General features: G+C 38.6%; 11 protein-coding genes. 4 read left to right on the top strand and 7 right to left on the bottom strand.

What is annotated here, in order from left to right:
* Window positions 1–98: 98 nt before the first annotated feature.
* Window positions 99–2033, top strand: coding sequence for a tetratricopeptide repeat protein (locus tag ABXT71_RS04530; protein ID WP_415372660.1), 1935 nt, complete (start codon window positions 99–101; stop codon window positions 2031–2033).
* On the opposite strand, the gene ABXT71_RS04525 is transcribed toward ABXT71_RS04530, so the two are convergent.
* From ABXT71_RS04525 to ABXT71_RS04495, 7 genes are all read right to left on the bottom strand, one after another.
* Window positions 2030–2932, bottom strand: coding sequence for a histone deacetylase (locus ABXT71_RS04525; protein ID WP_415372659.1), 903 nt, complete (start codon window positions 2930–2932; stop codon window positions 2030–2032). The two genes, ABXT71_RS04530 and ABXT71_RS04525, sit on opposite strands and share 4 nt — an antisense overlap.
* A gap of 2 nt (window positions 2933–2934) precedes the next feature.
* The gene (locus ABXT71_RS04520; protein ID WP_415372658.1) at window positions 2935–5052 is read right to left on the bottom strand and encodes a Tex family protein; all 2118 of its coding nucleotides are present in this window, start codon (window positions 5050–5052) and stop codon (window positions 2935–2937) included.
* A 60-nt stretch (window positions 5053–5112) separates the two neighbouring features.
* Complete coding sequence (gene metG, locus ABXT71_RS04515; protein WP_415372657.1) at window positions 5113–7182, bottom strand: methionine--tRNA ligase; 2070 nt, start codon at window positions 7180–7182, stop codon at window positions 5113–5115.
* Window positions 7183–7431: 249 nt separating this feature from the next.
* Window positions 7432–7770, bottom strand: a complete 339-nt coding sequence (locus ABXT71_RS04510) for a hypothetical protein (protein ID WP_415372656.1) — start codon at window positions 7768–7770, stop codon at window positions 7432–7434.
* A gap of 125 nt (window positions 7771–7895) precedes the next feature.
* Complete coding sequence (locus ABXT71_RS04505) at window positions 7896–9449, bottom strand: aldehyde dehydrogenase family protein (protein ID WP_415372655.1); 1554 nt, start codon at window positions 9447–9449, stop codon at window positions 7896–7898.
* 220 nt (window positions 9450–9669) lie between these two features.
* Entirely contained in the window at window positions 9670–10206 is a 537-nt protein-coding gene (locus tag ABXT71_RS04500; protein ID WP_415372654.1) for a 3-hydroxyanthranilate 3,4-dioxygenase, read from the bottom strand.
* A gap of 305 nt (window positions 10207–10511) precedes the next feature.
* On the bottom strand, window positions 10512–11015 hold the full coding sequence (locus ABXT71_RS04495; RefSeq protein WP_415372653.1) for a CAP domain-containing protein: 504 nt from the start codon (window positions 11013–11015) through the stop codon (window positions 10512–10514).
* Window positions 11016–11212: 197 nt separating this feature from the next.
* Here ABXT71_RS04495 and ABXT71_RS04490 point away from each other — a divergent pair, with 197 nt between their 5' ends.
* From ABXT71_RS04490 to ABXT71_RS04480, 3 genes are all read left to right on the top strand, one after another.
* Entirely contained in the window at window positions 11213–12316 is a 1104-nt protein-coding gene (locus tag ABXT71_RS04490; protein WP_415372652.1) for an isoaspartyl peptidase/L-asparaginase family protein, read from the top strand.
* Window positions 12317–12739: 423 nt separating this feature from the next.
* On the top strand, window positions 12740–13795 hold the full coding sequence (locus ABXT71_RS04485) for a bestrophin family protein (protein ID WP_415372651.1): 1056 nt from the start codon (window positions 12740–12742) through the stop codon (window positions 13793–13795).
* Between the two features lie 5 nt (window positions 13796–13800).
* Entirely contained in the window at window positions 13801–14127 is a 327-nt protein-coding gene (locus ABXT71_RS04480; protein WP_415372650.1) for an antibiotic biosynthesis monooxygenase family protein, read from the top strand.
* The last annotated feature ends 10 nt before the right edge of the window (window positions 14128–14137 follow it).

Genomic DNA, 14137 nt, shown 5'->3' with positions numbered 1-14137 from the left:
CCTAATAGCTGCATTCACTACTAATGTGAGAAAAATATGAAGTATAATATGAGATTTATCGTTTAGATTTTTATCTTTAGCTTTTTAAAAATATCCTCATGTTTACTAAATATCTATTTTTAATTCTTACTTGTATTGGTGGTGTTATTAGCGCCTATGCTCAAGAACCAGCTTCTAGTTACCCTACAAAAAAAGAACTCCTAAACCTCATAAGCAGTCAGCAATTACCCGCAGGAGAAAAAATAAATAATCTTAGAATGTTAGGGCAGTATTATATGGGAGAGCCTAATGATTCTGCTGCGTTTTACTTTAATAAAGGATTACTTATAAGTAAAAAAGAGCAGGATAGTTTTAATGCAATGCGCCTCTATAATAGGATGGCTTTATTACAAATTTATAATGAAGATGATCCTGCCGCCATAAAATATACCGACAGTGCATTCTCCTATGCAAACAGAAATAATCAGAAACATTTTGCTAGCATTGCGTATAGTTATCAAATACAAGCTAGGGCAAATTATTATCAAGAACTAAATGATCTGGCATTAGAAAAGTATCTAGAAGCAAATAAATACTTACTAAAAGACAATCAAGATCCAGAAACTAAAACATTTCTTGCAGAGAACTACGCAGATCTAGCATCCTTATATTTAGAAACTGACAACAAAAAGACGGCCTTAGTTTGTATCAATAAGTCACTAAACTTATCAAAACCAATAGAAGCTTTTTGGGAAATAGGAGAAGCTTATGAGTTTTTAGCCTCCTATTATTTTGAAGAAGAAGATTATGATCGCGCCAGACTTTATGTAGATAGTTCTAAAACTATGTATCGCCGTGTAGATTATCAAGAAGGGGTGCAAACACTTGATAAATATCTTTCAGACATCTATCTCAAAGAAAAAAAATATGCCGAAGCTATCGCTTTATATATACCTCTTCTTAAAAATAACAAAAGCCTAGAGGTACCATATGCGCTCGTTGACGATTATCTTTTCATTAGCGAAGTGTACACAGAAAAGGATGAAATACAACTAGCAACTAAATACCTAGACAGTGCTAAAATTGCTTCTTTAGAATCTACAAATCTATTACACCCCATAAATATAGGTCGCCAACAAGCAAAAATTTATAAAGCACAAAACAATAACAAGGCAGCTATTCAAGAATTTACAACTTTATTGAATTCTGAAGCAATCAACGATTATGTAGAAACAGAAAAGTACATCACTAAAGATCTCTATGAGTTGCATGAGAAGAACAACAATACGGCGGCTTCACTAATGTACTATAAAAGATATAGTAAGCTCAAGGATAGTCTGGAAGATGCGCTGGCAGAAAATAAATTTAGTGTACTAAAATCTGAATTCAATTACAACGAGCTCAACTCAAAATTAGAAAGCCAAGAGGCACAAATTAATTTTTCTAAAGGAGAACAAAAGAGACTTAATGAACGTAACTTTTTTATCATTGGATTTATAGGTTTACTTGCGGCGTTTTTCATTTTTTCCTTCTTTAGACAGCGCAGTCTAAGTAAAGTTAAGCGAGAAAACTTACTTGCAAAACAGGAGGTGTTAAATGTCAAGCAGAAAGCGCTAGATGATGTGGTGGCCTTTAAGAACAAACAGATTACAGATTTTGCCATTCACATTTCAGAAAAAAATGATCTCCTTGATAAAATTAAAGTGCGCTTAAAAGGCATCAAGGTAACGAACGACTCGCATAAAGAAGTCGTGCAGGACACCATTCATTTTATCAATAGTGATATGGATCAGAACCGCGAGAAGATCCAGTTATACCAGCAGGTGAGTGAAACTACAGATTCTTTTAGAGCAAAAATTGACCAACTCTACACAAACCTAAATGAGAAAGAAAAGAAAATAGCAACGATGCTTCGTTTGGGTCAGACCTCTAAGCAGATCGCGCTGCAATTAGGGATTAGCTCTGCTAGTGTGGATAATTATCGCTACAATCTGCGTAAAAAGATGGCGATCCCTAAAGGAGAATCTCTCAAGGCTTTTATAAAAGAAATCTAAAAAAACAGTTTTTGAGCCACACGATATGTATTAGCATGTGCCTCAATAATAAGATCAATATCTGGAGAGTAACCGCCGCCCATACTTATCTGTACTGGAATTTTGTGGTCTTTGCACGTCTGTAGTACAAAACGATCTCGCTCCTTACAACCGTTAATAGTACCGCCCAGTCGCCCTAATTTATCTGTTGCTAAAATGTCCACTCCGCTTAAATAAAAGATAAAGTCAGGTTGTACCTTTTTTATGAGTTTTGGCAAGGTGCTGTATAGAATCTCTAGATACGCATCATCTGTTGTGCCATCATCCAACCCAATATCAAGGTCACTCTTTTCTTTTTTAAAGGGATAATTTTTTGCTCCGTGCATAGAGAACGTGTAGACACGATTCTCATTTTCAAAAATTTTAGCCGTCCCGTTTCCTTGGTGCACATCAAGATCTACAATTAGAATCTTATGAATCTCGTGATTATCTAATAAATATTTAGCTGCCACAGCTTGATCATTTAACAAACAGAACGCCTCCCCGTGATCTGCATACGCGTGATGTGTACCTCCTGCAATGTTTAAAGCCACACCATTCTTTATGGCATATTCGCTCCCTTTAATGGTGCCTCCTATTATGTAATGGCCTCTTTCTACTAATTCTGTTCGCAATGGGAAACCCATTTTTCGGATTTCCTTTTCATCAATATCAAGACTTAAGAGCCTGCGATAATAGTCTTCTGTATGTACTTTTAGGATGCTTGCCTCAGAAACTTTCTGGGGTTCAAAAAAGTTCTCTATGGTGCAAATCTTGTTATCTAATAAATACTTGGGAAGCAACTCATACTTTGCCATCGGAAAACGATGTCCGTCTGGCAAGCTATATGTGTAGATAGGATGGTGGGCTATTTTGAGCATTCTTACTTGTGTAATTTTAATTGTATTCGTTTACGAGCTACATCTACTTCAAGCACTTTTACAATGATCTGCTGCTGTAAACTTACATGCTCATTTACATCTTTTACAAAACTGTCTGATAGGTTTGAAACATGAACCAAGCCGCTCTCTTTAATCCCAACATCTACAAAACACCCAAAGGCGGTGATGTTATTTATGATACCTGGCAGTAATTGCCCAGCTCTTAAATCGTCAATAGTTTTAATGCTTTGGTCAAAGGTAAAGGCTTTGGCTTTTTCTCTAATATCAAGGCCCGGTTTTTCAAGCTCCTTTAGTATATCTTCAAGTGTAGGCATCCCTAATTCGCCAGCACAATAGTTTTTTAACTGCACATTTTTTAAGGCTGTGGTATTTCCGAGGAAAGAAGAAAGTGCGACACCTTGATCCTTTGCCATTTGCTTCACAAGCGCATATCGTTCTGGATGTACAGAAGAATCATCTAGCGGATTTTTACCATCCCGAATGCGTAAAAACCCCGCGCCTTGTTCAAAAGCTTTTGCGCCTAAACGCGGTACTTTTTTAATGTCATTTCTAGATGTGAACGCTCCATTAGATTCGCGATAATCCACTATATTTTCTGCAAGCTTCGCTCCTATTCCCGAAACGTAACTCAACAAAGGAACACTCGCCGTATTGATATTAACACCCACCGCATTCACGCAATTCTCCACCACGCGATCTAACGAATTCTTTAATTGTGATTGATCCACGTCATGTTGATACTGCCCAACACCTATGGACTTGGCGTCTATCTTGACTAACTCTGCCAGCGGGTCTGCCAACCTACGGCCTATAGAAATCGCTCCCCGAACAGTCACATCATACTCCGGAAACTCATCACGAGCAATCTTACTTGCAGAGTATATACTCGCTCCCGCTTCACTCACTATAAAGATCTCAACATTGTTTTTGAAGTCTGCCTTTTTAATAACAGCCTCGGTTTCACGAGAGGCGGTTCCATTTCCTATCGCGATGGCTTCTATTTTATAAGTCTCCGTTAGGCTACTTATCTTTTTAATCGCTCCTGCGGCATCACTTTGAGGAGGATGCGGAAAGATGGTTTCGTTATGCAATAATCCGCCCTGAGCATCAAGACAGACCACTTTACAGCCTGATCTAAACCCGGGGTCAATGGCAAGGATTCGTTTTTCTCCAAGTGGCGAACCTAACAATAACTGTTTTAAATTTTTCGCAAAAACAGTAATGGCAGTTTCATCAGCTTTCTTCTTTGCAGCACTTAAAATCTCGTTTGATAAGGCTGGAAACAAGAGTCGTTTGTACGCATCTGCAATTGCTTTTTCTATTTGGGCTGCACATTTGCCTTGTGAACGAATGAGTTTGTACTCCATTTTCTGTAGCGTGCGCTCGTTATCGATTTCAATCTTTACTCTGATAAAACCCTCTTTCTCTGCGCGTAGAATAGCCAACAATCGATGCGAAGGACAACGTGATAAAGACTCTTCCCACGCAAAATAATCTCTAAATTTTTGTGCCTTCTCGTCATCGTTTTTAGCCTTCACCACCTTGGTGCTAATCATCGCGCGACGCGCTAGTTCTTGCCTAATATTGTTTCTAATATCTACACGCTCATTAACCCACTCTGCAATAATGTATCTCGCGCCTTCCAGCACTTCCTCTACGCTGGTCACGGCTTTAGTAATATATCGTAATGCGAGACCGTTAACATCATGTGCCTTTTGAGCCATGATGATTTTTGCTAAAGGTTCTAACCCATTTTTACGAGCCGTTTCTGCTTTGGTTTTTCTTTTTTTCTTGAAGGGTAAGTAAATATCTTCTAGCGTAGTAATATCTTTTGCTTCGGAAATTTTAACGCTAAGTTCTGTCGTTAATTCTCCCTGCTCCTCCATCGCTTTTAAGATAGTAGCTTTTCTTTTCTCTAAAGTTTCAAACGCTTCTTTTAAAGTAACAATTTGCTCAATCTGTACCTCATCAAGATTACCGGTGCGTTCTTTTCTGTAGCGAGCAATGAATGGGATGGTGCAATCTTCTGCGAGTAATGCAAGTGTGTTTTTAATACTTGATACTGGGAGGTTTGTGATTTTTTGGATGTGGTTGAGCATAGGGTATACAAAAGACCTTACACGTTTCTAATCCCTGTGAGGTCTTTGTTTTATTTCAAATTAATTAATAGTCTCCCCATTTGCAACACCAGCAACATCTGGATTCACAAACACCAATTTCCCATCTGGCATTTCTGTCATTAGAATCATCCCTTCACTATCTACTCCTCTTAAGGCTCTTGGGGCAAGGTTTACTAAAACTGTTACTTGCTTTCCTATGATCTCTTCTGGCGTAAAGCTCTCTGCAATACCAGAGACAATGGTTCTCACATCAATACCAGTATCTACTTTTAAGACTAAAAGCTTCTTCGCCTTTGGCATTTTTTCTGCTTCTATGATGGTACCTACGCGCATGTCTAGTTTTGTAAAATCGTCAAACGAACAGGTGTCTTTTTGTGGTGTTACTACTTTATTAGCAATCTCGTTAGCGAGTTTACTGGCAGCTAGTTTATCCAATTGTCCTTGTACTTGAGTGTCTTCTATTTTACTGAAGAGTAATTCGTTTTTGTTGATTGTGTGGCCTGGTGTTATTAACTCTTCTTTAGTTGAGACATCTGCCCAAGTTGGTTGCCCTTCGACAAGCTCAGGGTGACGGAGCATCTCTTTTAATCTAGTAGAAGTAAAAGGTAAAAACGGTTCGCTTAATACCGCTAATGCACTTGCTATCTGCAAGGCGACATACATGATTGTTTTTGTTCTTTCTTCGTCTACTTTAATCGTTTTCCAAGGCTCTTCGTCTGCTAGGTATTTGTTTCCTAATCTGGCAACGTTCATTAATTCTTGTTGCGCTTCTCTAAAACGGTAGCGCTCTAGGCTGCTTTCTATGACTGCTGGATATGCTTTTAATTCTGTTAAAGTCTTCTCGTCAATTTCAGAAAAATCTGATGGTGCAGGTACCACGCCTTCATAATATTTATGGGTAAGCACGGTAACTCGGTTTATAAAATTTCCGAAGATTGCTACCAACTCATTATTATTTTTTGCTTGAAAATCTGCCCAAGTAAAGTCATTGTCTTTGGTTTCTGGTGCGTTTGCCGTCAAGGTATATCTAAGCACATCCTGCTGCCCAGGAAAATCTTCTAAATACTCATGCAACCACACCGCCCAGTTTTTACTCGTCGATATTTTATTTCCTTCTAAGTTTAAAAACTCGTTTGCTGGCACGTTTTCCGGCAATATATAACTGCCGTCTGCTTTGAGCATACTCGGGAAAATGATACAGTGAAACACAATATTATCCTTCCCTATAAAGTGTAACATTTTTGTGTCATCACTTTTCCAGTATGGCTCCCAATCCTTGCCTTCACGGGCCGCCCATTCCTTTGTTGCAGATATGTAACCAATAGGAGCATCAAACCAAACATACAATACTTTACCTTCTGCTCCGTCCACAGGAACCGGGATTCCCCAATCTAAATCACGGGTGACTGCGCGAGGTCTTAGCCCGTCGTCAATCCAAGATTTACATTGACCATATACGTTTGCTTTCCAGTCCTTTTTGTGCTCTTTTAAAATCCATTCTTTTAAAAACGGCTCGTATTGGTCTAGCGGTAAAAACCAGTGTTTGGTTTCTTTTAAACTAGGTGTAGCACCTGTAATGGCACTCTTTGGGTTTATCAGGTCTGTGGCATTATGAGTCGTGCCACAGGCTTCGCATTGATCGCCGTAACTTTCTTCATTACCACATTTTGGGCAGGTACCCACCACAAAACGGTCTGCTAGAAACTGGTTTGCGTCTGCATCGTAAAATTGCTCCGTAACTTGCTCTATAAATTTGCCTTCGTTGTATAATTTTTTGAAAAAATCACTCGCTGTATCGTGGTGTATTTTTGCCGAGGTACGCGAATAGTTATCAAATGTAATCCCAAAATCCTTAAACGACTGTTTGATAATTGCGTGGTATTTATCTACTACTTCTTGCGGCGTAATCCCTTCTTTTTTCGCTTTAATCGTGATAGGAACTCCGTGCTCATCACTCCCACAAACAAAAGCCACATCTTTCCCTTGCAGGCGCTGGAAACGCGCATAAATATCTGCTGGCACATACACACCTGCCAAGTGGCCTATGTGAACGGGGCCATTAGTATAAGGTAAGGCTGCGGTGATGGTATAGCGTTTTGGGTCTTGCATATGAATCGTGATTTAAGACTGCAAAAATAGGGATTTTATCTTGGGAATTATAGACCACTACCGTTGAAAGAAGCAAGATCATTCGTTTCACTTATTGAAAGAAGAAAGACTATGCAAACTACACAAATAAGTGAATGTTATAGGGAATACTTAGACTAGGGTCAGGCGCACATCAATCTTACTTGACAATAGCCCACAAAAAACTCCTCCTTTTATAAGACGAAGTTTCAAAATATTTTTAGCTTATAATTAATTAGGCGTTAAGGCAATTTCTAAGCTTTGAGGGATCACGTGACATTCATCTGAAAGCACTTCTATGGGTCCAACTATTGCCCTCATATAGCCTTCTCCGCTCACGGTAATCGTATAATTTCCTGGGCGTTCACCAGCTCCAAAAAAAGTATCTGAAACAAAAGTCAACTCCTCATTATAGTCTCCATCTTCTATTAATACTGTGATTCCTTCAGTAATGATGTTGTTTGTACTTAAGTCTTTAACTTGTATCGTAAGACCAGAAACAAATATTTCTGTACAGTTTATGGTATCATCATCCTTTTGAGGACAGGCAGTTAAAGTTAGTAATAGCATTAAAAAGAAAAGATGTCTCACGATACTAAAACGTGACCCCGATTAAAAAATTACATCTCAAATAAAAAACCTCTCAGAATTAATAATTCTGAGAGGTTTAATGGTATTAATTGAGATTTTATCTCCTACAAATCAAACTTGATTCCTTGCGCTAATGGCAGCTCATCAGAATAGTTAACTGTATTTGTTTGTCTTCTCATATATACTTTCCAAGCATCAGATCCAGACTCGCGTCCTCCACCTGTTTCTTTTTCTCCACCAAAAGCACCACCTATCTCTGCACCAGAAGTACCGATGTTTACGTTAGCGATACCACAATCAGACCCTGCAAATGATAAAAACTTCTCAGCTTCTTTCAGTTCGTTTGTCATAATTGCACTTGATAATCCCTGTGCAACACCGTTTTGTTTGTCAATAGCGTTTTCAACATCGCCGCTATATTTCATAAGATATAAAATAGGTGCAAACGTTTCATGTTGTACAATAGCAAAACTATTTTCAGCTTCAATGATGGCTGGTTTTACGTAGCATCCGCTTTCGTATCCTGCTCCTTCAAGAACACCACCTTCTACTAATACTTTTCCACCTTCCGCTTTTGCTTTCTCGATAGCTGCTAAATACGTATTTACAGATTCTTTATCAATTAATGGCCCAACGTGATTGCTTTCATCCAATGGATTCCCAATAACAATCTGCTTGTATGCGCCTACAATTGCATCTCTTACTTTATCATACACACTCTCGTGAATGATTAATCTTCTTGTAGAAGTACAACGTTGTCCACAAGTACCTACGGCACCAAATACGGCTCCTGGCACCACCACTTTAAGGTCTGCTGTTGGCGTAATGATAATCGCATTGTTTCCACCCAATTCTAGTAATGATGTCCCAAAACGCTCTGCAACTGTTGCTCCTACTATACGTCCCATTCTTGTAGAACCGGTAGCAGAAATTAAAGGAATTCTAGTGTCTTTTGTCATCATCTCTCCTACTTTATAATCACCGTTGATGATAGAAGAAATACCTTCTGGAAGGTTATTTTCTTTTAAAACAATCGCAATTATATTTTGACAAGCTACGGTACACAAAGGTGCTTTCTCACTTCCTTTCCATACACACACATCACCACAAACCCAAGCCAAAGCTGTATTCCAAGCCCAAACAGCTACTGGAAAGTTAAAGGCAGAAATGATCCCTACAATACCAATAGAATGCCATTGCTCACGCATTACGTGCATAGGACGCTCAGACGGGATTGTTTGTCCATTTAGTTGTCTTGATAATCCTACTGCAAAGTCACAGATGTCAATCATTTCTTGAACTTCACCGTATCCTTCTTGTAACGATTTACCCATTTCATAAGAAACAAGTTTTCCCAACGGTTCTTTTAACTCACGTAATTTGTTCCCAAACTGACGTACAATTTCTCCACGTTGTGGTGCAGGCATTGCTCTAAAAGATAAGAATGCTTTTTGAGAAGCTTCAATTACCTTTTCGTATTCGTCCTTCGTTGTTGAAGTAACTTTACCTATTAAAGCACCATCTACTGGAGAATACGACGAAATTTCTTCGCCACCGGGATACGAAGTATTCCCTGTTGAAGTTCCGTGATTTACGTCTTTAAGACCTAATTGTTTTAACGCTTCGTCCATCCCGAAGTCTTTTGCTACTGTTGCCATAGTATTTATATTTTTGTCATTTGCGTGAAGACGGAAATCACTTCCCTCTCAAACACGGTATATTAATTTATTATTTCTTTAAACACCCAGAATTTCTTCGTGAATGTTAACGGGTTGAAACCGTGGCGCGAAGATACGATATTGTAAAATCACATAAAAGAAAATGGCTCGTTCCTTGAAAAGAAACGAGCCATGCTATTATCGTAATAAATGATTAAGTTCAATCTGCTGTAAACCGCTCATCCACTTCCATCACAGTACCGCAATTATTACAGGTTCTTAAATCTTTGCTTCCATAGAAATCCTTGAAGTGTTGTAGAAAATCTTTTTCCACATCGTTTAATGGGAAATAGACTTCGTGTAGTTTGTCATTACAGGTATCACAGAACCACATTAAACCATCTTTTCCATCAAGGTCTTGACGTTTACGCTCTACAACAAGCCCTATAGAATTATCTCCTCGCACTGGCGAATGTGGCACTTTTGCTGGATGTAAATACATGTCTCCTGGACCGAGCTCCATGGTTCTTTTCTTCCCATCTTCCTGGATATGGACCTGTATGCGCCCTTCTAACTGGAAGAATAACTCTTCTGTCTCATTATAATGATAGTCCTTGCGAGCATTGGGGCCACCAACAATCATCACTATATAATCACCGGCATCTTTGTATAAATTTCTGTTGCCTACAGGTGGCTTTAAAGTATCTCTATTTTCTTCTACCCAAGCATTGAGGTTGAACGGTTTTTGTATCGCCATCACGTATGTTTTTAAGTGGATTATAAAGGTAGGGAAAACAAGCGAACCTTAAAAGCAAGAATTTGAAAGGCCTTTATTACTTCGGAAATATTATAGGCTGGATATGAATGCTACATTCGAGAATGGCTAGCGATTAGTAAAGAAGTGCTCTACATAGCGAAGAATAAAATGTAAACATATCCCGAATCATTCCCATTTCCGAAGTAAAATTAAGACAAAAAACTAAACCCTAAAACCATCTTTGGGGGAAGTGGTTTTAGGGATTTAAGATATCAGTAGGTATTCGTATGTTTTGTAGTATTGTTTTATACTTTGTAAAATAATTGTGTGAAATAATAAGTGTTACTTTCAGCGCATCTTTTGATACCAAAGCCAGAGTGCGTATAATTGCCTTCTATGTTGTTTCTGTGCGATGGGCTGTTAAGCCAAGCATTTACAACAGATTCTGCCGTATTATAACCGTATGCCACATTTTCACCCACTTGATGAGCCCCTGTGCTCTGTAGAGCGGCAGAGCGAAACCCAAAACGATCGTGGTTTATCTGACTCATATCAATCATGTAATTAGTATGTTCTACGGCGTAAGCAGAAGAAAACTGACTTCCTATCTTTATCACATCAATACCTATTGATGTTCTGTGCTCATTTATTAAGGTTAAAACTTCTAGTGCAAATTGTGCGTCATTTTGTTCTGCCAATGTAAGATCAATGGTAAAATCTGCTGTTTGCTCTGCAATTGGGTCTTTTGAGCAAGAAGCTACAGTGCAAAGTAATAAAAGAGTAAATAGTGTAGTTTTTAAAAGCTTCATAAGTAGGGACATCAGATTTGAGGGTTGATGCTGTTTCAAATATAAGGTATTATCTTACATATAATACACTTTAACAGATAATTAATACATTTAATCGTGTTTTTAAGCGATTTTACAAGAATATGACCTGTGCTTTTCCCTATACAAGCCTAGTGTTTATGGTGAAAGTTGTACTTTTAAGCTCTAAACCAAAATATATGAGAAATGTTCAAGTTTTAATGCTTTTAATCGTGTTTTTAACACTCTTTAACTGTAAAAATGGAGATAAAAGCAACGCTAAAACGTCAATTCCTACACTAAGTGAAGAAAATATCGATGAAATGCACGCTGAAAAGGCCGAAAACAACTTTGGGATTGTAATTCACGGGGGGGCGGGTACTATTCTAAGGAAGAATATGACAGATTCGTTAGAGCTAGCCTACCAGCAAAAGCTTGAAGAAGCCATAAGAGTGGGGCACGAAATTCTTAAAAATGGAGGCACTGCATTGGACGCCGTTACCAAGACTATTAATATAATGGAAGACTCTCCATTATTCAATGCGGGCAAGGGTGCTGTCTTTACCCATGAAAAAAGAAATGAACTGGATGCCTCTGTGATGGACGGAGAGACCCTTAGCGCAGGTGCTGTTTCTAGTGTCACTAGAATTAAAAACCCAATTAATCTTGCGCTTACTGTGATGACCCAGTCTCAACATGTAATGTTAAGTGGTACCGGTGCAGAAGAATTTGCAGCACTCAAAGGGTTTGAGCTTGTAGACCCATCTTATTTCTATACAGAAAATAGAATGCAATCCTTATTGAGAACACAAGAGCGAGAAAAGCAAACTGACGGTGATGGGACTACAAGTTTTTTTGCGAAAGACCCTTATATGAAGGATTCAAAGTTTGGGACTGTAGGTTGTGCCGCACTCGACAAGAACGGAAACCTTGCCGCGGGAACATCTACCGGAGGAATGACGAACAAAAGATGGAATAGAATAGGTGATGCTCCTATAATAGGCGCAGGCACCTACGCTAATAATGCGACTTGTGCCGTTTCTTCTACAGGATGGGGAGAGTATTTTATTAGAGCGATGGTGGCTCATGACATTTCAGCAATGATGGAATATAAAGGAGTAAGTCTAGAAGAAGCAGCTCGTGAGGTGATTCAGGAAAAAGTTCCTGCTTTAGGTGGTGATGGCGGCATTGTCGCTATTGATAAAGACGGAAACGTAACCATGGAGTTTAATACTGCTGGTATGTATCGTGCACATATGAATGCGGAAGGTGAATTGATTGTTGGAATATATGCTAAAGAATAAACTATGCTAAAAGATTTTTTAAAACCACTCAAAGAAGCACCACTTTCATTCTACCTTATATATCTAGCTATATTTATCCGTTGGTGATTTGGGATGGAAGCTATTAGTAGCTGGGCAGAGATAGCAAAATTTAATAACTGGCGGAAAGTACTTACCTGTTATGGCTTCTATATGATCCCCATTTCTATCCTACTAAAAGGAAGACCGTTTCTTGAGCAATGCATATGGTTTTGAAACGAGTTATGCCTATCTTAATAATAGCATTGGGCAACTCTTTGATGTCCTCAATTTTACGCTGGGGATGGCGCTATTTTTTGGTTTGTATTTTCCATTTGGCAACTGGGTTGTTGGGTTGATTTATAAGCGATTCTCTACTAATTGATGTATTTTTGAAACCATGTACTAACACTTTACTAAATAATTATGCATACTAAAAAGACCTATACAACACGTGAAATGGTCATATGGACTCGGTATGAGACCATATCATTTGTGCTGATCATAACGGCATATGTTTCGGGGTATTATTTTCTCGATTTATACTGGTTAAAAATACCGTGGACCCCTTTAGCACTTATTGGTACGGCCGTAGCTTTTGTGGTCGGTTTTCAAAATAACGCGTCGTATGATAGAATCTGGGAGGCACGTAAAATTTGGGGAGGAATCGTAAATACCTCGCGTACTTTTGGTATGCTCCTTCAAGATATGGTGACCAATGAGCATGCGCTTAATCCTATTGAGAAGAAAGAATTGCAAAAGGAAATTAAAACACTAACCTATCGTCACATTGCATGGATGACTGCTTTACGTCACGCCATGCGTATGCCCAAAGAATGGGAGACAACAGCAAAACATAGAACAAATAGAGAGTGGGGTTTTAGACCTCCAGAAATGGATTCGACCCTGGAAGAAGATATAAAGTCATACATCACAGAAAGCGACTTTAACTATGTAATGAGTAAGAGTAACAAGCAAACTGCTTTACAATATTTACAATCACATCATCTACGAGCTTTAAAAGAAAAAGGAATTATTTGGGAGTTTTCATTTTTAGAATTGGAAGCATTACTCGCAGAGCTTTTAACACTCCAAGGCAAGAGCGAACGCATTAAAAACTTTCCTTACCCTAGACATTATGCCACCTTAAACCATTTCTTTGTCTGGATCTTTATTCTAATTTTGCCATTGGCAATGATCCCACAATTTGCAGAAATAGGAACTAATATCGCAGAGAGCAAACCCTTAATGGGCGATTTATTTGTTTGGTTATCCATCCCTTTCTATGTAATTGTAGCTTGGATTTTTCATACAATGGAACGAATAGGGAGAACGGGTGAAAACCCTTTTGAAGGGACTCCAAATGACGTTCCTATTTCTACAATTGCTCGAGGGATTGAAATAGATTTAAGACAAAACTTAGGCGAAGACAATACTGAAATTCCAGAACAGTTTGAAGCAAGACATCACACCCAATTTTAAGTAAAATGACCCTACCATATTATGCCGTAATATTTACTAGCATCCTCACAAAAGATCACGAAGGCTACGAAGAAATGGCATTGAAGATGGAGGATCTAGCAAAAAAACAACCTGGTTTTTTAGGCTTAGAAAGTGCTCGAGAAGCTGTGGGCGTCACCGTAAGCTACTGGGAAAGCGAACAAGCAATTCTCGCCTGGAAAGCAAACCTAGATCATCAGCAAGCTCAAAAACTAGGCAGAGATAAATGGTATGCTAGTTATAAAATTGAGATTGCTAGAGTGGAACGCGTTTATGGTTCAGAAAATAAAAAGCTATTCCCTAAACCTGAGTAAAACGCATCAA

The organism is Patiriisocius sp. Uisw_047, from assembly GCF_047730165.1.
GTDB lineage: Bacteria > Bacteroidota > Bacteroidia > Flavobacteriales > Flavobacteriaceae > Patiriisocius.
Note: the sequence above shows the minus strand (reverse complement) of the source record. Positions and strands in the feature narration are given on the sequence as shown.